This is a genomic window from Amycolatopsis sp. NPDC104819, assembly GCF_055583145.1.
This window is the reverse complement of sequence record NZ_JBVJON010000004.1, coordinates 443404-463132: the sequence shown is the minus strand read 5'-3', so window position 1 is coordinate 463132 and position 19729 is coordinate 443404. Positions and strand designations below refer to the sequence as shown.

Here is a 19729-nt window from a genome sequence, read left to right as displayed (position 1 = left end):
AAGGCGGCTGGTGACGGCCGCGGCGGCGACGGCCGTACTGGGGAGCATCGTGACGGCGGCGCCGGCTTCGGCCGCGGCAGGCGTCGACTGGAAACCGTGCGCGGACGCGCCCGGCGTCGACTGCGGCACGGTCACCGTGCCGCTCGACTGGGCCCATCCGGACCAGGGCACCACGTCCATCGCGCTCGCGCGGCGCAAGGCGACCGACCCGGCCGCCCGCATCGGGTCGGTGCTGATGGACCCGGGCGGCCCCGGCGGCCCGGGTGCGGGCCAGGTCAAGGAGGGCTGGACACTCTCGCCCGAGGTCACCAAGCGGTTCGACACCGTCGGCTTCGACCCGCGCGGCGTCGGCGACAGCACCCAGATCAAGTGCGGGCTCGACGAAGTGATCGCCGACCACCCGCAAGTGCCGCGCAACCAGGCCGAGTTCGAGCAGCTCGCGGAATACAACCGCAAGCTGGGCGAAAGCTGCAACCGGCTCAGCGGGCCGCTGGGGCAGCTGGCCGACACCAAGAGCGTCGCGCGTGACATGGACGCGATCCGCGTCGCGCTCGGTGAGAAGAAGCTGACCTACTACGGCGTTTCGTACGGCACGCTGATGGGCCAGCAGTACGCCGAGCTGTTCCCGGACAAGGTCCGCGCGCTCGTGCTCGACAGCAACATGGACCACTCGCAGCACACGGCGTGGGAGTTCCTGAACAGCGAAACGCAGTCGGTGCAGGCGGAGTTCGGCCAGTTCGCGGCCTGGTGCGACCGGACACCGACCTGCGCGCTGCACGGCCGGGACGTCTCGAAGCTCACGCGTGCGTTGCAGGACAAGGCCGCGCGCGGGGAGCTGAAGGACCCGACGAGCGGTGAGCCGATCACGCCGCTGTCGCTCGCCTCGATGTTCCAGGGCGCGTTCTACGGGCCTTCCTGGGACGCGCTGGCCACGCGGCTCAAGTCGCTCGCGGACGGCACCAAGCCGGCCGCGTCGGCCCAGCTCAAGGAAGACGTCCCGGTCAACACGGTGTTCCAGAGCGTCTTCTGCGACGACTGGCGGCTGCCGGTGCACAACTTCGCCGAGCTCGAGGCCTACCGCCGGACAGCCGCGGCCCTCGCGCCGGACGTGAAGGTCAACTCCCTCGGCTGGCAGGCCGTCACCGGCTGCATCGGCTGGCCGAACAAGGCGAGCAACCCGCAGCACCCGCTGCAGGTGCACGGCGCGCCGCCGCTGCTGATGGTGAGCAGCAGGCACGACCCGGCGACACCGTACGCGTGGTCGCAGGCCGCCGCCCGCCAGAGCGGCAGCACGCTGCTCACCTACGACGGCTGGGGCCACGGCGCGTACTTCAAGAACAGCCCGTGCGTGACCAAGGCGACCGACGACTACCTGATCACCGGCAAGCTCCCGGCCAAGGGCACACACTGCGCGGCCGTCGAGCCGGGCAGCGCCGAAGCCCGGATCGCCGGGCCGAAACCGCCGTCGACGATCGGCTTCTGAGGTTTCCACCGCGGGCCGGGACCGAGCACAACCGGTTCCGGCCCGCGAAGGGAGCCGGACATGGCTTGCCGAGCCGACTACGCGGTGCGGTATCTGCGCGAGCGACATGTTCCTCTGCCAGAACACCACACCGCACCACTGCACCGGCCCGTTCCGCTTGGCGTCCCTGCGCACGGGCGGCGACCCGTGCGCCGCCGGCCTGCTGGTCAAGCTGCCGTTGGGCGGCTGCGACGTCAGACGGCGTTGACCTCGACACCCGCCGCTTCGAAGGCGCGCAACGCCTCCGGGTCGGCGTCGGTGTCCGTGACCAGCGCGTGCACCTGGATCGTCTCGCAGATCCGGGCGAACGCACGGCGGCCCAGCTTGGAGCCGTCCGCGACGGCGACCACCCGCTCGGCGCGTTCCACCATCAGCCGGTTGATGCTGGCCTCACCCTCGTGGTGGGCGAACGCGCCGGCCTCCGGGTCGAACGCGTCGACCCCGAGAAACAGCAGATCGACGGTCAGCTCGCTGAGCACCCGCGTCGCCAGCGGCCCGCTCAGCTCGAACGACTGCGGCCGCGCGACCCCGCCGGTGACGACGATCTTGACGTTCGGCCGCACCGCGAGCTCGTGGGCGATGTTCAGCGCGTTGGTCACCACGGTGATCCCCGGGCCGTCGCCCCGCGTGGCCAGGTCCGACCGCATCGCGAGCGCCCGCGCGACGCCCGCGGTCGTCGTGCCGCCGTTCAAACCGACGACCATGCCCTTCGCCGCGAACGCGGCCGCCGCGGCGCTGATCCGCTGCTTCTCCGGCACGTGCCGGGCCGTCTTGTAGCGCAGCGGCAGGTCGTAGGCGAGGTCGTTCGCGACCGCGCCGCCGCGGGTGCGCGTGAGCAGCTGCTGTTCGGCCAGGTGGTCCAGGTCGCGCCGGATCGTGGCCGCGGAGACGTCCAGCTCCGCGGCCACGTCCTCGACGTCGATCTTTTCCCGCTGCCCCAGCATGTCCAGCAGGGTGCTCAACCGTTCGTGCCGGGCCATCGGCGGTACTCCCTAGCTTGCTCTCGGCGGCCCAGCGCGCATGACGTTGCACTGTTGGCCACCGTTTCGAGCAGTATGCTGCATCACCGGTGTCCGCCGCACGCGGCACGCCGGTTCACGTCATCCGGAAGTCGTACCGCGCCGGCAGCGGATCATCCGACACCGCCGCCCACACGTCCGACAACGACGTCTCGCCCTCCCGGACGTTCGCCACCTCGAATCCCTCCTCGAACACCGCACGCGCCCCGGCACGATCGCCCAGCGCGAGCCGGGTCCGGGCCGTCAGCAAGGCCACTCGCCCGTCAACCGGCAACCCGGCCAGCAACGAAGCCGCCGCCGAAGGCTCTTCCGCCGCCAGCTGAGCCGACACCGCCTCCAGCACCAACGGACGCACCGACGGCGCCAGCGCACAAGCCCGCAGATACAACCGAGCCGACTCCGGCGGATCCTGTGACACCGCCGCCAAACACCGCAACGCCCACGGGTTCTCGGCCGCCAGCAAGGACGAATCCCACGCCGCGACCGCCTCCGCGCGACGCCCGGCCGCCCAGCGGGCGACACCCCGGTGGTACCACGTCAGCCAGTTGTCCGCCGTGTGCTCCAGCAAGTCCGCCCAATACCGGTTGACCAAAGTCGGCGGCGGCCGCAGAAGCGGGTCCTCAGAGGGGGAAAGGCCGTCCAGCAGCGAAAGCCAAGGCTCCTGCGACGCCCCCAGCGAAGACGGCGGGAACGGTGTTCCCGGCAAGCACATCGGCGTCCGGCGAGCCTCCAGCGCACCCCAGCCCGAGCCCGAAAACAGCAGCGGACCCGGCTCGGAGTCGAGAATCGACCGCAACGCCGAATGGTGATCCGCCAACGACGGCAGACCGGACTCGATCGCCGACGTCGCCGCCGCCCAGTCCGTCCCGTGGACGACCGCCGGGTCGGCCGAGACCGGGCCGTACGCCTCCAGCCAGTCCCACGACTCGCCCGCCGGTAGGCGCAGGTGCTCCAGCTGCGTGCGGGCCAGGCCCGCCTGGATCTCCAGGTAGCCGCCCGCGCCCGGCGCCAGCCACTCCTGCCAGCGGCGGCCGCCCCGCGACTCGCCCCAGACGAACAACTTCCGGCCCCGCAGCCGCGACGTCGAGAGCTGCACCAGGCCGTGCCCGGACGCCGAGACCGCCGCGATCCACGGCGACGAGCACTCGAAGAAGTAGTCCGCCGCCGCCGGGGAACGGGCCGGGTACGTCAGCTCGGGAGTGACGTCCACCAGGTCCAGCCGGCCCGAATACCCGTAGTGCCAGGCCTGCGAAGCCGGCGCCAGCACCCGCGTGTCCGGCGTCTGCGGCACGGCGATGTTCGACCACCAGTACGCCGGGACGTCGTGCGGGTGCGGGTTGCGCAGGCGGACGCCCACCAGCAGGTGCTCCGAACCGTCCGGCAGCCAGAAGTCCAGCTGGAACGGCAGGTCCCGCGTGCGCTCCCACTCCCACAGCCGCAGCACCGGGGAGCCGTCCGGGCCCTCGACCGCGGCCGCGAACATCGGCGCGCACGTCAGCGTCGTGTGGCCCGTGCTGCCCAGGTTCCATTCGACGCCGCCGGCGAACCACGCGTCACGCAGGGCCAGGTTGGCCGGCTGGAACACCGGGTTGCGGTACAGCAGCTCACGGCCGTGGTGGACCAGCGAGTACAGCCGGCCGCCCAGGGACGGGAGCACGGTCGCGCGCACGTGATCGTTCTCCAGCACCAACGCCGGAACGGACGTCGGGGTGCGGTCACGCGTGTAGCCGTCCTGAAGGAGACAGGGCAGCACGGTGTCCAGCCGTCCGTAACCGATCCCCTGCGCCAGGTCCGGCGGTAGTTCGTCCACATTGGACACCGAGGACACCGGCGGCGCGGCCAGCGGGGGCAGCGGGTTCTCGGGCCCGAGGGAAGCCGCCGGCAGCTCCACCGACGTGCGGTACAGGCGCGTCACGGCAGCCGGTCACCGGTGGCCGCGTCGAACAAGTGGACCGCGTCCGGCTGCGGGGCCAGCTTGATCGGCTCCCCGCGCTGCCACGGCGACATGCCCGGCGTGCGCACGGTCAGCACCTGCGAGTCCGTCCGGCAGTAGAGGTACTGGTCGCTGCCCAGCTCCTCCACCACCTCGACCACCGCGTCGACACCGGAGCCGATCGTCCAGCCCTCCGGGCGCACCCCGACCACCAGGCCCGGGCCGGTCAGCGCCGACCGCTGGGCCGGCGTGAGCGGGACCGACCACGGGCCGTCCACTGTGGTCTCCAGGAGGTTCATCGCCGGGGAGCCGATGAACCCCGCCACGAACACGTTCACCGGCCGCGCGAACAGACCGATCGGCGTGTCGACCTGCTGCAGGATCCCGTCCTTGAGGACCGCCACCCGGTCGCCCATCGTCATCGCCTCGACCTGGTCGTGCGTGACGTACAACGTCGTGACACCCAGCCGGCGCTGCAGCGACGCGATCTGCGTGCGGGTCTGCACCCGCAGCTTGGCGTCCAGGTTGGACAGTGGTTCGTCCATCAGGAACACACTCGGCTCACGCACGATCGCCCGGCCCATCGCGACGCGCTGGCGTTGCCCACCCGAAAGCCGAGCGGGCTTCCGGTCCAGGTACTCGGTCAGGTCCAGCAGCGCCGCGGCTTCGGCGACCCGCTTGCGCCGCTCGTCCACGGGCACCCGGGCCAGCTTCAGGTGGAACCCGATGTTCTCCCCGACCGTCATGTGCGGGTACAGCGCGTAGTTCTGGAACACCATCGCGATGTCGCGGTCCTTGGGCGGCAACGCGGTGACGTCGCGCGGTCCGATGTGGATCGCCCCGTCGTCGACGCCCTCGAGCCCGGCGAGCATCCGCAGCGTGGTCGACTTGCCGCAGCCGGAGGGGCCGACCAGCACGAGGAACTCGCCGTCGGCCACCGAAAGGTCGAGGCCGTCGACCGCCGGGCGGTCGACTCCGGCGTAGAAGCGGGTTGTGTCGGTGAAGGTCACCGTGGCCATCAGGTCCTACTTTCCGGCGCCGAGGGTCAGGCCGGTGATGATCCGGCGGGCGAGCACGAGGTACAGCACGAGCATCGGGAGCACCACGATCGCCACGCCGGCGATCAGGCCGCCGTACTCCGACTGGTAGCTCGCCGCGCCGTAGAAGGTGAACAGCGCGCGGGACAGCGTGAAGTGCGCCTGGTCCTTGAGGAACACGATCGCCAGCAGCGTCTCGTTCCACAGGCCGATCGCGTTCAGCGTCAACGCCGTGATCAGGCCGCCGCGCGCGAGCGGCAGCATCACCGAGAAGAACGTCCGGGTCGGCGACGCGCCGTCCAGGGCCGCCGCTTCCTCCAGCTCGTCCGGCAGAGACCGGAAGAACCCCGTCAGCAGGAACACCGTGAACGGGATCGACAACGCGACGTACAGCAGGAACAGCCCGTACTCGTTGTCGAGGTGGACGCGGCTCAGCACCACGAACAGCGGGATGATCACCGTCTGGAACGGCACGCCCATCCCGATCGCGACGACGTTGGTCATCGGCCCGGAGCCGCGCACCCCGAGCCGGGTCAGGGCGTACGCGCAGGGCGCGGACACGGCGACCGTGGCCACCGTCGCGAGCCCGACCAGCACCACCGTCGTCAGCACGGCGTCGCCGAACCCGGCGTTGTTCCACGCGTAGACGAAGTTGCGGAACGGCTTGCCGAGGTGGAACCACTGGTACGGCAGCGCGAACGGCTTGGTGAAGATCTCCACCGGCGTCTTGAACGCGGCCGTGACCAGCCAGTACAGCACCAACACGTTGCCGGCGGTGAACGCCCAGACGATCACCGAACCCAGCAGGCGCAACGGGCTCAGGCGGCGTGACCCCGGCGCCGGCCGCGGCTTGCGCGGCACGCGGCGGACGCGGACTTCAGAACTGGATAGCGTCACGACGCATCAACCGCCTCAGGAGCACGACGAGCACGGACACCAGCACGATCATCGCCACCGCGCAGGCACAGGCGGCCCCGAAGTCCGGGGTCCCGTTCGAGCCGAAGGTCCGGTCGAACACGTAGATACCGAGCGTCCAGGCCTGGTTCGGCGGCGCGTACGTGCCCGGCCCGGCCAGCACGAACACCAGCTCGAAGATCTTCAGCGCGTTGATCGTCCACAGCACACCGGCGACGCCGACGACGTCCCACGTCATCGGCAGCGTGATGTTGCGGAACTTCTGCCACGGCGACGCGCCGCCCAGCTCGGCGTCCTCGTAGAGGTACGGCGGGATGCGGTCGACCGCGGCCATCAGGATGGTGATGTAGAAGCCCGAGCTGGCCCAGATCAGCGACGCCGTCACCACACCGGTCACATTGGACGGTGCCAGGAACTTCGCGGCGTCCGCGCCGACGTGCTCCAGCACATAGTTCGCCAGCCCCTGCTTGCCCGGCTGGTACTTGAACACGAACCCGAGGAACATCCCGAGCGCGACCGGCGCGACGATGTTCGGGAAGAACAGGATCGCGCGGACGACCTTGCCGCCGCGCATGTCCCGCAGCACCATGGTGAACAGGAACGCCAGTGCGAACGTGCCGATGCCGCCGAGGAAGACGTACACCAGCGTGTTGCGGAAGGCGTACTGGAACGAGTCGCTCGCCCACATCTGCGTGTAGTTCGTGACGCCGTTGGGCTTCGGGGTGTCCCCCGCGCCGGCCCAGCTGGTGAAGCTCAGCACCACGGTCGCGAGCGTCGGCAGCACCAGGAAAGCCAGGTACAGCACCAACGCCGGCGCGGCGAACGGCCAGAACAGCCGCTTCTTGCGGCGCAGGTGCGCACCGCCGGCGTCGCGGGTCTCCGAAACCCGCGACGCCGGCGCTGACGTGAGTGTGGCCATCAGCTCTGGTTCTTCCAGAACTCGGCGCCCTTCGCGGCCAGCTGGTCCACGAACTGCTGCGGGCTCAGCTGACCCTTGAGCAGCGCGGTGTCGGCCGGGTCGAAGACGTCGGTCTGCCACTTGCCGCCGGCGATGCCGTCGATCCCGTCGTACTGCAGGACGTGCTCCTTCTTCGGGTCGTCCATCGCGGCCTTGACCTGCTTGAGGTCGTCCGGCACGGCGAGGTCGGCGCGCGGCACGAGGTTGTCGGCCACCGCCGGGATGCCCGAGAGGATGTCCTTGTTGAGGAAGTAGGCGATGAACGCCTTGGCCGCCTCGGCGTGCTTGGCCTTCTTGGTCACGGCGAAGCCGATCGACATCTGCTCGACGGTGTCGTGCGTGGCGCCGGCGGGCATCGGGAACTGGAACGAGCCGTAGTTGATCTTCGTCCCGGCGCCCTGCTTGTCCAGGTACTCGCGCGTCTCGCTCGGCGCCCAGGTGCCGACGTAGAGGTAGCGCGAGTCGCCGTCGGCCCAGCGCTGCTGCACCTGCGGGAACTTCGCCGCGTCCCAGCCGTCGATGAAGTACTTCGGCAGCTTCGCGGTTTCGGTGGCGGCCTTGAGGAAGCCCGGGTCGGTCTTCCACGCCTGCCCGGTCTTGTCCGAGGCCGCCTTGTTCAGCCCGCCCGAGCCGACGTAGCGCTCGGCGAGCTGGGTGAAGAAGTACATGTTGTAGAACGGGATGTCGCCGTCCTGGCTGATCGCCGCCTTGCCGTCGGCCTTCGCCTTGTCGAACAGCGCGACGAGGTCGTCCATCGACTTCGGCTGCTGCACGTCGCCGGCGGTGTCCTTGTTGAACCACCAGGCGCTGGACTGGACGGTGTAGGGGACCATGAAGTTGTGGCCCTCGCGGTCCTTGTTCTGCGGGAAGTCGTACGAGCTCGCCGACAGCACGTCCTTCACGGTCTTGTCACCCTCGCCGACCTTCATCGCGAAGACGTCGTCGACGCTCTGTGTGCCGCCCGGCGTCGCGATGGCCGCGCCGACCTTGCTGACGTCCTGGTCGAACAGGTCCGGCACGGCGTCGGTGTTGAGCGCGGGCACCAGGTTCTGCGTGTAGGCCTTGCGGCCCAGCCACTGCACGTTCACCTTGACGCCGGTCTTGTCCTGGAAGCACTTGAACGCCTTCTGGAGGACCTTGCCCTGCGGCTCGTCGGCCGTCCACATCGCCCAGTACGTGAACTCCTTGTCCGAAGCCGGTTTCACCGCCGCTTCCGGACACGGCGCGTTGAGGTACTGCTCCACCCCGGGCAGCGCGTTCTCGCCGGTCCCGCTGCCCGTGTCAGCACCCCCGCCACAGCCCGCCAGGAGGAGCGAGGCCCCCGCCGCACACGCCAAGACCTTGCTTCGTCGCATCCGCCACCACCAGGATCGAGATCGAATATTGCGCTCGTTCTGCGCGTTAGTGCGCAGTTTTGTTCGCTTTCACGCATCTGTCAACATGAGGACGCCTAACAATCGGCGCACTTCAACGGCTACCGCGTCCCGGCCCGCGCCCAGGTACTTCCGCGGGTCGACCCGTTCCGGGTGGGCGCGCCAGTCTCCCGCGGCGGCCGCGGTGAACACCTTGTTGAGCTGGGTGGCGATGTTGACCTTCGTCATGCCCGCCCGCACGGCTTCGGCGAGACCCTCGTCGGGCACCCCGGACGAGCCGTGCAGCACCAGCGGCACCGGCACCTCCGCGCGCAGCCGGGCGATCAGGTCGAAGTCCAAAGTGGCGTCCCGGGTCAGCATCGCATGCGAGCTGCCGACGGCGACGGCGAGCGCGTCGACCCCGGTGGCCGCGACGAACTCCGCGGCCTCGGCCGGGTCCGTGCGGGCGCCCGGCGCGTGCACCCCGTCCTTGCCGCCGACCTCACCGAGCTCGGCCTCCACCCAGACGCCGTGGTCGTGGCAGAACGCGGCGACCTCACGGGTCTCGCGGACGTTGTCGGCGTAGTCCAGTTTGGACGCGTCGAACATGACCGACCCGAACCCGAGTGCGACGGCTTCGCGCACGAGGTCGCGACACTCGGCGTGGTCGAGGTGCACGGCGACCCGCGCTTCCGCCGCCCGCGCGGCGGCCAGCGCCGCGCCGCCGATCGGCGCCAGCGCGCCGTGGTACCGCACGGCGTTCTGGCTGAGCTGCACGATCACCGGCGCGTCCGCCAGCGCCGCGCCTTCGACGATCGCGGTGATGTGCTCGAGCTGGATCGCGTTGAACGCGCCACAGCCCCGCCCGGCCGCCGCGGCGGCCGCGACGATCTCCCCGGTGCCCACCAGAGGCATCACAACTCCTGTTCCGGCCGGGCGCGCACGGCGACCAGCCCCCGTTCCCGGTGGTAGTGCTCGAGGTCGACGTCCCCCGCGAGCGGCCCGAGCACGGCCGCGCCGGAGAGCGCGACGGCCCGGCGGAGGATCTCCGGCCACGGCTCGCGGTGGCTGAGCCCGAGCGCGAGCGCCGCGACCACGGCGTCCCCCGCGCCGGTGCTGTTGCCGGCGAGCACAGTGGACGGCGTCGCGTGCCAGGTGCCCGACGCCGTGACCGCGAGCAGGCCGTCGGCGCCGAGCGAGACGACGACGGCTCCCGCACCCCGGCGGCGCAGCTCCCGGGCCGCCGCGACCGGGTCGCTCAGGCCGGTGACCTCGCGCAGCTCGTCGGCGTTCGGCTTGACGACGGACGGCCGGCCCGCCAGCCCGGCCAGCAGCGCGGCGCCGGAGGTGTCCAAGATGGACGGCCGGTCGCCGAGCAGCCGGGCGAAGCCGTCCGGCGGTGCGCCCGGGGGCAGGCTGCCGGAGCAGACCAGCACGTCCGGGACGCGGCGGCGGACCCGCTCGGCCAGCAGCGCCCACTCCGCCGCGCTCAGCTCCGGGCCCGGCTCGTTGAGCAGGGTGACCGAACCGTCCACGGCGGACAGGACGGTCGTCGTGCGGCGCGTCTCCCCGGCGATCGGCACCAGCTCCGCGGCCAGCCCGGCGGCGCCGAGGTCCGCCGCGAGCTCGGCCCCGGTGGCCCCGCCGGCGGTGGCGATCGCGCGGACGTCGGCGCCCAGCGTGTGCAGCACGCGGGCGACGTTGACCCCCTTGCCACCCGCCCGGCGCCGGACGTCGCGCGCCCGGTGCACGGTGTCCGGCACCAGGCTGTCCACTGTGTACGTGACGTCGAGCGCCGCGTTCGGCGTCACGGTGACGATCATGCGAGGACGACGGATCTCGTGAGGCTGCGCGGGTTGTCCGGGTCCAGGCCCTTGCGGCGCGCGATCGCGCCGGCCACGAGCTGGGCCCGGACGAGGTCGGCGAGCGGGTCGAGGCCGCTCTGGACGAACGTGCCGCCCGCGCGGCGGACGTCGTCGGCGAGCCCGTCCGGCGCGCTGCCGAACATCCAGGTCACCCGACCCGGCTCGCTGATGCTGATCGGGCCGTGCCGGTAGTCCCACGCCGGGTAGGACTCCGTCCACAGCAGACACGCCTCGCGGAACTTGAGCGCGGCCTCGTTCGCGATCCCGACCGACCAGCCGGTGCCGAGGAAGCTGAACTGCCCGGCGCCGACCAGCGACTCCGGCAGCGGCTCGGCCAGCACCTGCTCGGCCTGCGCGACGACCTCGGTCAGGTCCTCGCCCAGGTGCGCGCGCAGCATCGCCAGCGCCGTCGTGGCGAACCGGGTCTGCACCACGGACCGTTCGTCCACGGCGGACAGGTCGACGACGGTGTCGGCGGCGCCCTCGATCTCGGCGGGCACCCCGGTGATGGCCGTGGTCCGGGTGCGGCCGCGCAGCTTCGCGAGCAGCGTGTGCACCTCGGTCGTCGTCCCCGAGCGGCTGAGCGCGAGGACGTGGTCGTAGGCGCGCCCCACCGGGAACTCCGACGCCGCGAAGGCGTCGGTCTCGCCGAGCCCGGCGGTTTCGCGCAGCACCGCGTACGCCTGGCCGACGAACCACGACGTGCCGCAGCCGACGATCGCCACCCGGGCGCCCGGCGCGGGCAGCAGGCCGGCGTTCGCCTCGGCGAACGCGCCCGCCTCACGCCAGCAGCCGGGCTGGCTGGCGATCTCCGCAGCCATGAAGGTCCCGCTCATGAACTCCCCATCCGTGCCGGTTGTGCGCAACAGCTGTCACGGTAGGTGCAGTTTTGTGCGTCGTCAATCGTCGTATCGAGCAACTTTGCACAGAGTGGGCGCGCACACGCGCAGTCGCGGGCACAAAAAAGGCCACCCTCGACGAGGGTGGCCTACGGGAGGAGACGAGCTACCGGGGCTTGCGCCGCCAGAGCCCGGTCACGACGGCCAGCGCGCGGGAGCGCGTCGACGCGGCGGGGACCGCGGCCGGCTCGGGTCCGACCCGGCGGCGCATGCGGTAGGCGAGTTCGAGGACTTCGAGGTCTTCGGGCCGACGTCTGCCGTGGACGTCCGGCCGGAGCATCAGCTCCCCCACCGTGACGGGCCTGCCACTGGCACGGTGCGCCGTGCTCGCCATCAACAACCTCCGCTGCTTCACGACCGGACCTGATGGCTGGTGATTCTATGAATCGGATTCGGGTTCGTCACCTTACTCACCAGTTGTGTCCGGTGTGTTCACCGAACCGGCCAACCGCCGGGCCCGCGGGCGCGGCGTCGGCTGGGCCCTGATCGAAGCCGTTGCCGACTGGGCGCGGGAGCAGGGCTGCGTGCGCGTCTACTGGCACACGCAGACGTCGAACTCGACCGCCCGCCGGCTGTACGACCAGGTCGCGCTCGACAAGGGCTTCATGCAGCACCAGATCCCGCTCGGCCCCTGAGGTCCGCGAAGTCAACACCGATGCCGGCCGTGGTGGTCGCCGTGGTGGCGCTGCTGCTGGTGGGGCCGGCCGGACGACCACGCCGGGACGTCCGGGATCGCGTGCCGCACCGGAGCCGCCTGCTTCGGCGGCTGCTGCTTCGGTTTTGCCTTCCCGACGATCTTGACCGCTTTCGCGAGCTTTCCGCGATGGGCGGGCACGGATCCGGAATTCGATTCCTGAACCACTGCGGCCGGAACTATTTCGTGCTGCTCCACCGGCGGTGCCACGGATTCCGGAGTCGGCCTGGCGGGCGGCACTGTCACTTCGCCAGGAAAAGGAACCAGCGGGACGGCCACGGGTTCCAGTCCGACCGGCGGCCAGACCGCGCCGGCACTCCGCTGCGTCGGCATCGACATCGCCGTGGCGACCCCGCCGGTCAGCGCCAGCGCGCCGGCCACCACGGAGAACACCCGCAGCCGCGCCAGCGAACGCATGACCTGCGGCTTTTCCCGGTGCCGCGCCTGCGCGCCCCGCAGCCGGTCACGGTCCTCCGCCGCGGACCGGTTCAGCAGCTCGGCGACCGTGACCGCGTCGCCGCGCGAAACCCTGCGTGCCATCAAACCCTCCACCCTGGGCCGACCGGACGACGGCGGTGCGTCCGGTCGGCCGATCATAGGAATGGTTCAGGCTCCTGTAAAGGCTCGTTCACCCTGCGTTCCTAAGCAAGCCGCGCGCCGCCGTCCACGTGCAGGACCGTGCCCGTGACGAACGGGTTGGCCAGCGCCTGCAGGGTCGCCGCCGCGACGTCCGCGGGCCCGCCCACCCGGCGTGCCGGGTTCGTCTCCGCGGTCCGGCGGAACAGCTCGGCCTTCCCTTCCCCGAGGCGGTCCCACGCGCCGGAGTCGACGATGCCGGGCGAGATCGCGGTGACCCGGACCGGCGCGAGCTCGACCGCGAGCGCTTCCGCGAGGAACGCCACGGCGCCGTTCGTGGTGACCATGACGGCGCGTTCGCGGGCCGGGCGCCAGGCGGCGAACCCGGAGAAGAGCGCCATGGCCCCGTTTTCCCGGAACCGCGGGCCGAAGTGCTTCGCCAGCATCAGCGGGCCGATCACCTTGGCGTCGAAAGACCGCGTGACCGCGTCGCGGTCCAGCGTCGTGAGCGGCCCGTTCGCCGGCGCCGAGGCCAGCGAGACCAGGTAGTCGAGTTCACCCACTTCTTCGGCAAGCGCTTTCAGCGACGATTCCTCGCCGAGATCCGCGAATGCGGCGCGCATTCCGGGCTCGCGCACACCCCCCGGATTCCGCCCGGCCAAGACGACTTCGGCGCCCGCCGCCAGGGCGTCCGCCGCGATCCGGCGGCCGATGCCCGAACTCCCGCCGACCACCACCAGCCGCTTTCCTTCGAACGACATTTCCGTGCTCCTTTCGTCTCGCACCCCGGTTCCAGCGCGCGGCGGCCCCGGAACAATCCCGTCGCGATCCGAATGTTTTCGATGGCTACGATAGAATTTGCTGATGCCTACGTTGCGCGCGCTCGAGTGCCTGGTCGCGGTGCTGGACGCGGGATCGATCACCGAGGCGGCCGCGCGGCTGCACCTTTCGCAGCCCGCGCTGTCCCACCAGATCGGCGCGCTCGAACGGGAACTGGGCGCGCCGGTGCTGGAACGGCTGCCCCGCGGGGTGCGGCCGACCGCGGTGGGCCGGGCCGTGGTCGACGACGCGCGCGCCGCGCTGGCCGCCGCCGACCGCCTGGTACGGACCGGCCGCGCGGTGGCCGGTGGGGGCGGCGGCACCCTGCGGATCGCGTGCGCGGAGACGATGACCGCCGGGCTGCTCGCGCCGGTGCTGCGGGCCTGGCACCGGCGCCGCCCGGACGTCGTGATCACGCTGACCGAGACCACGAGCGCGGACGCGCTGGTCAGCGCCCTGGAGGCGGGGGAAGCGGACGTCGCCGTCGGACCGCGGCCGAGCCGCTGGAGCGGGCCGGCCGACGTGGTGGGGCGCGAAGAGATCGTCGTCGCGCTGGCCGCCGACCACCCGCTCGCGACGCGGACCGCGCTGACGATGGCGGAGCTGGCCGAGCAGCCGGTGGTGCACTACCACCCGGACAACGGTCTCGGCGGCTGGCTGGACGAAGAAGCGGCGCGGCGCGGAAGCGTGCTCGGTGCGGTGATGCGGACGAAGCAGGCGGGGACGGCAGCTCAGCTCGCGGCGGCCGGGCTCGGCGTGGCCCTGGTCCCGACGACGGCCCTGACCCGCACCTTCGCCGGCGCGCTCCGGCGGCTGAAGCCGGCGTTGCACCGCGAAGTCGTCACGTTCACCGCGACTCCGTCGGATTCGCTCGTCCGGCGGTTTTCTTCGGACGTCACGCACCGTGGGATCACCGTGCCCGGTGTCCTGCTGGACAAACTCTCCTCAGGCACGCGTTAAGTCTTGGTGAATGTGACAGATTCCCGACGAAGGTTTTGTGCCATCCGGACGAACTTCTCTTGGACGCACCGATTTTGCTGTGCCATTCGCCAAAGTTTGGTTCCATCGGATAGCTTGCTCCTACCGGCCAGTACCGGTGGGTGGGGCCGATCGGGTGAGGCGATCAGCGGAGATCGAGGGAAGCGGGGACGTCCATGCCGAAGCACCGGCCACGTCGCAGGAGCTCGCGTACGGTCCGCCGGGCCGCCGCCGCGCTCGCCGGTGGCGCGCTCGTCGTGCTGCCCACGCTGACCACGGGCCTGCCCGTGCCGGTCGTGATCGCCGACGCCGGCACCAAGCTGCCCGACCAGGCGGCTCCGCTGCAGCAGCCGAACATCGTGATGCCGCCGATCGCCGTCGACGGCAGCCTGCCCCAGCCGCCGCTGCCGACCCCGCTGGTCGTGCCGGGCGGGCGCGCCGGCTCGGCGGGCATCTCCGGACCGGTCGGCATCCCGGCGAGCATGCTCAAGGCGTACCAGAACGCCGCCGCGATCCTCGCCAAGGAACAGCCGAACTGCCACCTCGACTGGGCGTTGATCGCCAGCATCGGCCGGATCGAGTCGAACCACGCGCGCGGCGGGTACGTCAACGCCAACGGCGACACCCTGGAGCCGATCCTCGGCCCGGTGCTCAACGGCGCCGGCGCGTTCGCCGCGATCGCGGACACCGACGGCGGCAAGTACGACGGCGACCCGGTGTGGGACCGCGCGGTCGGCCCGACGCAGTTCATCCCGTCGACGTGGCGCGGGTACGCCTCCGACGGCAACGGCGACGGCGTGTCGAACCCGAACAACATCTACGACGAAGCGCTGGCGACCGCGCGTTACCTGTGCTCGGGCGGCCTCGACCTCTCGACCGACGCCGGGCAGCGCATCGCCGTGCGCCGCTACAACAACTCCCAGTCCTATGTGGACACCGTGCTGGCGTGGGCCGCGGCCTACCGCGGCGGGGTGGCCCAGCTCCCCGACAGCGAGGTGCCCATCGGCGCGCCCGCCGCCCCGGACGCCGCCGCCGCGGGCGCCCCGGTCGGCGTCCCCGCCCCGCCGGCGCCGCCGGTGACCGCGCAGCCGCCGGGCTCGCTGCCCGGCACGTCGACCCCGCCGACCAGCAGCAGCCCGACGTCGAGCACGCCGACGTCGACCAAACCGACGTCCACGAACCCGACCACGCCGACGACGCCCACCACGCCGCCGCCCGCGACCAGCACGACGACCACCCCGCCGCCGAGCACCACCGCCACCACGCCGGCGGACTCGGCGAGCACGCCGACCGAAACCAGCACGACGACGAGCCCGGCGGGGTGAGCCCGGTGGAGCCGTTCCTCGTGCACATCCGCTGCGACACCGACGGTTACACCCACGCCGTCACCGAGGACGAGTTCGCGGCAGGCCGGCACGACGGACGGTTCCGCGCGGTGTGCGGCCACGTGGTGCTGGCCGCCCCGATGATCGAGGCGCCCGGCCGGTTCGACCCGGTCTGCCGCGATGTTCTGCGCGGCGACACGACGCTGCCGGAGCCGGCGGTGCCCCGGCAGGAGCGGCGCCGGTCGAGGTGGCGCGTCCGCCGCTAACGTCGTGAGTGGTAATTCGGGTTAGAACCCTAATCGTCACTCACGAGGGCTTCGATGCCGTCCAGCATGCGGTTCAGGCCGAACTCGTACGCCGACTCGCCCTGGGTCTTCGCGCTCTCGTCGAACCCGCCGCCGAGCCAGATCCGGTTCATCGACGGGTGCGCGTCGACCACGAAGTAGTTCTCCCAGAACGAAGACCGCTGGTGCCACCAGGACTCGGTCGACTGCCCGGTGCTGCGCTCCAGCCGGGTGTTCTCCGCGCCGAGCGCGGCGTTCGCGTCGACGTACGTGCCGATCCCGTTGGCCGCCGCCACCGCCTGCCGCGGTGACAGGCCCAGTTCGTCCATGATGGACAGCAGGTACTCCTGCCCGGCCAGCTGACCCGGGCCCAAAGGCGGCCGGACGCGCGAAACCTCGCACAGCCACGAGTGGTTCCGGTACGCCTCGCGGGTCCGCCGGGCGTACAGCGCCACCTGCTCGCGCCAGTCCCGCGGCCGCGGCTCGCCCGGGCCGGGCAGCCGCCGCTCGACGAGCACGTCGTCGACCATCAGGTCCACCAGCTCGGCCTTGCCGGGCACGTAGGTGTAGAGCGTCATCGTGCCCGCGCCGAGCTCCTTGGCGACCCGGTGCATCGACGCGGCGGCCAGCCCGTCGGCGTCCGCGACCGTGATCGCGGCGGCGACGATCCGCTCGATCGTCAGCGTCGGACGGCGGCCCCGGGTCGGTTCGGCCGCGCCGCCCCGGGCGCGCCAGAGCAGCGCGAGCGTCCGGTCGACGTCGTCGGCGCCAGTGCGTTCGGCGGTCATGCGTTCCCCTCGCTCCTCCGCCCGGGAGACTACCCTGGGAAGCGGACGAGGGGGTGTGAGGAGATGACCCGACGCAAGCCGCCCAAGGTGTCCTTCCGCTGGTGGGTGGACCGCCAGATCGGCGAAGCCCACGACCGCGGCGAGTTCGACGACCTGCCCGGCGCCGGCAAGCCGCTGCCGAGGCCCACCGGCAACGACGCCGCCACCGACTGGGTGCTCCGGCAGGTCCGCGCCGGCGGCCACGACACGAAGGCGTTGCTGCCGCCGGCGCTCGCGCTCAAGCGCGAAGTGCAGGACCTGCCCGAAAAGCTCGCCGGGCAGCGGACCGAACGGGATGTGCGGGAGCTCGTCGAAGACCTCAACACGCGGATCCGCCAGGCCTACCTCAACCACCACACCGGCCCGCCGCTCACCGTGGCGTTCGTGGACGTCGAGGAAGCCGTCGAGAACTGGCGACGCCTACGAGCCGCGTCGTAACAACGCCCGCTCGGCCGCGCTCCACGCGGTGGTGGTGAGCAGGTAGATCCCGGCGGCCTGCGGCACGACCAGCGTCGCCAGCACGGTGCCGTAGGGCAGCAGCCGGAGAAGCTTCCCGCCGGGCACCTCGGCGGTGGTGTCGCGGTGCCGGTCCTGCCAGCGCACCGAGAACCACGCGACCATTGCGAGCCCGGCCGCGATGACGAACACGAGCGGGCTGCCGGCCAGACCGTGCGCGCCCAGCGGCGTCCCGAACAGCGTCGCGCCGAGCAGCGAGTTGGGCTCGCCGCCGATCGTCGCCGTGGTGAAGAGCCGGTACATGATCGTGAAGAACGGCAGCTGCAGCAGCATCGGCAGGCAGCCGACGAACAGCGACGTCCCGGACTCCTGCTGCAGTTTGGTCATTTCCGCGGCCAGCCGTTCGCGGTCTTTCCCGTGCTTCTCCTGGAGTGCCCGGATTTCGGGCATCAGGACGGCCCGGGCGCGTTCGCCGCGGGCCGCCGACCGGGCGAGCGGGTGCAGCAGCAGCCGCACGCCGAGGGTGAACAGGACGATGGCCAGCGCGGTGGACAGCGGGCCGGTGAACGCCGTGGCCGCGAGCAGCCAGTGGATCAGGTGGTACGCGCCGGAAACGGGCACGTCGAGAAAGCCGAACATGGGCAGCACTCCGCACGAGTGGAAGGAACGGGGGTACGCGGAATGGCTGCGTCGAAGAGGGTTCTCACGCAGCCGTGCTGCGGAACCCGGGTGCTCGTGGCCTGCTTCGCCCGGCTCTGCCGGGATCGCGGAGCCGGATCGACTCGGCGCGCCGGGCCCGGCGGCGCAGGGCGGTGGCGCGGCTGCGCACCGGCGCCGACCAGAGGGCGAGCTCACTGCGGTGGGTGCTGCCGACCAGCAGCACGACCAGGAGGCTCGCGGCGGCGAGGGAGGCGAAGGCGACCAGCGCGGTCGGGCTGGTCGCGACGGGGAACGCCAGCTCCAGCAACGTGTTCACGGCAGCCGTCCCCCTTCCCTCCGCTCCAGGGTAGCCGAAGTGCTAACAGCCCGATGGGCTGTAACCTGGTTCGATGAGAGGCCAACTAGTCGTCGTGCCGATCCTGGCGCTGCTCCTGCTCTTCGGCGTGCCGTGGTGGACGCTCGTCCTCGCGCCGGACTGGGGCACCGCCGGCACGATCGCCGGCTCCGTGGTGCTGGCCGCGGGCTTGGTCACGATGCCGGTCGCGATGGTCTTCGGGCACGGGAAGCGCCAGCGTGACGGCGGCGCCCGGCTCGGCGACTCCCTGCTGGCCGTGATCTGGGTGCTGTTCAGCTGGTCGATCCTGAGCCTGGTGCTGCGGGTCGCGCTGCTGGGCGTCGACGACCCGGCGCGGTCGCGGATCGTCGCGGGCGCGACCCTGCTGGTCGCGGCCGGCCTGCTCGTGCACGGGAACCGCGTCGCGATGCGGGTGCCGCCGGTGAAGGCGACCGACGTGGTCGTCCCGCGGCTCGGCCCGGGCCTCGACGGCCTGCGCGTCGCGGTGCTGACGGACACGCACTTCGGCCCGATCGACCGGACGAAGTGGTCGGAGAAGGTCGTCGCCGCGGTGAACGCCCTGGACGCGGACGTCGTCTGCCACGCCGGCGACCTCGCCGACGGCGCGGTGGCCAAGCGCCGCAAGCAGGTCGACCCGCTGGGCGGCGTCCAGGCCGCGCTCGGGCGGTTCTACATCACCGGCAACCACGAGTACTTCGGCGAGGCGCAGGCCTGGCTCGACCACATGGCCGGCCTCGGCTGGGACACGCTGCACAACCGCTCGACGCTCCTCGAGCGCGGCGGCGACCGGATCCTGTTCGCCGGCATCGACGACCCGACGGGCACGTCGTCCGGCCTGCCCGGCCACGGCCCCGACCTCGAGCGCGCCCTGGCCGACCGCCCGGCCGACGTCCCGGTGGTGCTCCTGGCCCACCAGCCCAAGCAGGTGACGCAAGCCCGCGAGGCGGCGGTCGACCTGCAGATCTCCGGCCACACGCACGGCGGCCAGATCTGGCCGTTCCACCTGCTGGTGCGGCTCGACCAGCCGACGCTGTCCGGCCTGACCCGCCACGGCCCGACCCAGCTGTACAACAGCCGGGGCACCGGGTTCTGGGGGCCGCCGTTCCGGATCTTCGCGCCCAGCGAGATCACGCTCCTCACCCTGCGCGCGGCCTGACCCGAGCGCCCCAGTGTGGCCTTCGGTGCGTTGAACGCACCCAAGGCCACACTGGGGGGGCCGCTCTCTTTCCACAAACTTTTTTTTTTTTTGAGTTTT

At 71.6% G+C, this 19729-nt stretch carries 23 protein-coding genes; 8 read left to right on the top strand and 15 right to left on the bottom strand.

The features are described 5' to 3' along the window. Positions 1-10: 10 nt before the first annotated feature. Positions 11-1483: an alpha/beta hydrolase gene (locus ACZ63E_RS15060; RefSeq protein WP_465336481.1), complete on the top strand. Its 1473-nt coding sequence runs from the start codon at positions 11-13 to the stop codon at positions 1481-1483. Positions 1484-1589: 106 nt separating this feature from the next. Further along, positions 1590-1730: a hypothetical protein gene (locus tag ACZ63E_RS15055; RefSeq protein WP_465336480.1), complete on the top strand. Its 141-nt coding sequence runs from the start codon at positions 1590-1592 to the stop codon at positions 1728-1730. Here the strand turns inward: ACZ63E_RS15055 and ACZ63E_RS15050 are convergent. From ACZ63E_RS15050 to ACZ63E_RS15005, 10 genes are all read right to left on the bottom strand, one after another. Further along, positions 1717-2502, bottom strand: a complete 786-nt coding sequence (locus ACZ63E_RS15050) for a DeoR/GlpR family DNA-binding transcription regulator (protein ID WP_465336479.1) — start codon at positions 2500-2502, stop codon at positions 1717-1719. The two genes, ACZ63E_RS15055 and ACZ63E_RS15050, sit on opposite strands and share 14 nt — an antisense overlap. 115 nt (positions 2503-2617) lie before the next feature. Continuing rightward, positions 2618-4456, bottom strand: coding sequence for a DUF5107 domain-containing protein (locus ACZ63E_RS15045; RefSeq protein WP_465336478.1), 1839 nt, complete (start codon positions 4454-4456; stop codon positions 2618-2620). After that, positions 4453-5493: an ABC transporter ATP-binding protein gene (locus ACZ63E_RS15040; RefSeq protein ID WP_465336477.1), complete on the bottom strand. Its 1041-nt coding sequence runs from the start codon at positions 5491-5493 to the stop codon at positions 4453-4455. Before ACZ63E_RS15040 ends, ACZ63E_RS15045 begins: the two co-directional genes overlap by 4 nt. Positions 5494-5499: 6 nt before the next feature. Continuing rightward, complete coding sequence (locus tag ACZ63E_RS15035; protein WP_465336476.1) at positions 5500-6372, bottom strand: carbohydrate ABC transporter permease; 873 nt, start codon at positions 6370-6372, stop codon at positions 5500-5502. A 16-nt stretch (positions 6373-6388) separates the two neighbouring features. Continuing rightward, positions 6389-7345: a carbohydrate ABC transporter permease gene (locus tag ACZ63E_RS15030; RefSeq protein ID WP_465336475.1), complete on the bottom strand. Its 957-nt coding sequence runs from the start codon at positions 7343-7345 to the stop codon at positions 6389-6391. Next, positions 7345-8739 (bottom strand): ABC transporter substrate-binding protein, encoded by a 1395-nt coding sequence (locus ACZ63E_RS15025; protein ID WP_465336474.1) that lies wholly within the window; start codon positions 8737-8739, stop codon positions 7345-7347. The genes ACZ63E_RS15030 and ACZ63E_RS15025 overlap by 1 nt, the downstream gene beginning before the upstream one ends. A 69-nt stretch (positions 8740-8808) precedes the next feature. Beyond that, on the bottom strand, positions 8809-9651 hold the full coding sequence (locus ACZ63E_RS15020) for a class II fructose-bisphosphate aldolase (RefSeq protein ID WP_465336473.1): 843 nt from the start codon (positions 9649-9651) through the stop codon (positions 8809-8811). Then, complete coding sequence (locus ACZ63E_RS15015; protein WP_465336472.1) at positions 9651-10559, bottom strand: 1-phosphofructokinase family hexose kinase; 909 nt, start codon at positions 10557-10559, stop codon at positions 9651-9653. Before ACZ63E_RS15015 ends, ACZ63E_RS15020 begins: the two co-directional genes overlap by 1 nt. Then, complete coding sequence (locus ACZ63E_RS15010; protein WP_465336471.1) at positions 10556-11437, bottom strand: SIS domain-containing protein; 882 nt, start codon at positions 11435-11437, stop codon at positions 10556-10558. The genes ACZ63E_RS15015 and ACZ63E_RS15010 overlap by 4 nt, the downstream gene beginning before the upstream one ends. Before the next feature lie 169 nt (positions 11438-11606). Beyond that, positions 11607-11855, bottom strand: coding sequence for a hypothetical protein (locus ACZ63E_RS15005; RefSeq protein WP_465336470.1), 249 nt, complete (start codon positions 11853-11855; stop codon positions 11607-11609). Positions 11856-11919: 64 nt separating this feature from the next. Here ACZ63E_RS15005 and ACZ63E_RS15000 point away from each other — a divergent pair, with 64 nt between their 5' ends. Beyond that, positions 11920-12135 (top strand): GNAT family N-acetyltransferase, encoded by a 216-nt coding sequence (locus ACZ63E_RS15000; RefSeq protein ID WP_465336469.1) that lies wholly within the window; start codon positions 11920-11922, stop codon positions 12133-12135. Positions 12136-12146: 11 nt separating this feature from the next. Here the strand turns inward: ACZ63E_RS15000 and ACZ63E_RS14995 are convergent, their stop codons facing one another. Together ACZ63E_RS14995 and ACZ63E_RS14990 are read right to left on the bottom strand one after the other, a co-directional pair. Then, a complete protein-coding gene (locus ACZ63E_RS14995; RefSeq protein WP_465336468.1) occupies positions 12147-12734 on the bottom strand; it encodes a hypothetical protein in 588 nt (195 codons plus the stop codon). Positions 12735-12835: 101 nt separating this feature from the next. Then, positions 12836-13531, bottom strand: coding sequence for an SDR family oxidoreductase (locus ACZ63E_RS14990; protein ID WP_465336467.1), 696 nt, complete (start codon positions 13529-13531; stop codon positions 12836-12838). A gap of 103 nt (positions 13532-13634) precedes the next feature. Here ACZ63E_RS14990 and ACZ63E_RS14985 point away from each other — a divergent pair, with 103 nt between their 5' ends. The 3 genes from ACZ63E_RS14985 (at position 13635) to ACZ63E_RS14975 (ending at position 16158) form a co-directional block, all read left to right on the top strand. Further along, complete coding sequence (locus ACZ63E_RS14985; protein WP_465336466.1) at positions 13635-14549, top strand: LysR family transcriptional regulator; 915 nt, start codon at positions 13635-13637, stop codon at positions 14547-14549. A 194-nt stretch (positions 14550-14743) separates the two neighbouring features. Continuing rightward, entirely contained in the window at positions 14744-15892 is a 1149-nt protein-coding gene (locus ACZ63E_RS14980) for a lytic transglycosylase domain-containing protein (RefSeq protein WP_465336465.1), read from the top strand. A 5-nt stretch (positions 15893-15897) separates the two neighbouring features. After that, positions 15898-16158 carry a hypothetical protein gene (locus ACZ63E_RS14975; protein WP_465336464.1) on the top strand — a complete coding sequence of 87 codons (261 nt, stop codon included), beginning with the start codon at positions 15898-15900 and terminating at the stop codon, positions 16156-16158. Between the two features lie 29 nt (positions 16159-16187). Here ACZ63E_RS14975 and ACZ63E_RS14970 read toward each other — a convergent pair whose 3' ends face one another. After that, a complete protein-coding gene (locus tag ACZ63E_RS14970; RefSeq protein ID WP_465336463.1) occupies positions 16188-16964 on the bottom strand; it encodes a TetR/AcrR family transcriptional regulator in 777 nt (258 codons plus the stop codon). A gap of 63 nt (positions 16965-17027) precedes the next feature. Here ACZ63E_RS14970 and ACZ63E_RS14965 point away from each other — a divergent pair, with 63 nt between their 5' ends. Continuing rightward, complete coding sequence (locus tag ACZ63E_RS14965) at positions 17028-17441, top strand: DnaJ family domain-containing protein (RefSeq protein WP_465336462.1); 414 nt, start codon at positions 17028-17030, stop codon at positions 17439-17441. Here ACZ63E_RS14965 and ACZ63E_RS14960 read toward each other — a convergent pair. Together ACZ63E_RS14960 and ACZ63E_RS14955 are read right to left on the bottom strand one after the other, a co-directional pair. Beyond that, complete coding sequence (locus ACZ63E_RS14960) at positions 17424-18098, bottom strand: YidC/Oxa1 family membrane protein insertase (RefSeq protein WP_465336461.1); 675 nt, start codon at positions 18096-18098, stop codon at positions 17424-17426. The two genes, ACZ63E_RS14965 and ACZ63E_RS14960, sit on opposite strands and share 18 nt — an antisense overlap. A gap of 64 nt (positions 18099-18162) precedes the next feature. Beyond that, entirely contained in the window at positions 18163-18435 is a 273-nt protein-coding gene (locus tag ACZ63E_RS14955; protein WP_465336460.1) for a DUF6412 domain-containing protein, read from the bottom strand. A 73-nt stretch (positions 18436-18508) separates the two neighbouring features. Between ACZ63E_RS14955 and ACZ63E_RS14950 the strand changes: the two genes are divergently transcribed. Then, positions 18509-19630 (top strand): metallophosphoesterase, encoded by a 1122-nt coding sequence (locus ACZ63E_RS14950; RefSeq protein ID WP_465336459.1) that lies wholly within the window; start codon positions 18509-18511, stop codon positions 19628-19630. Positions 19631-19729 lie beyond the last annotated feature (99 nt).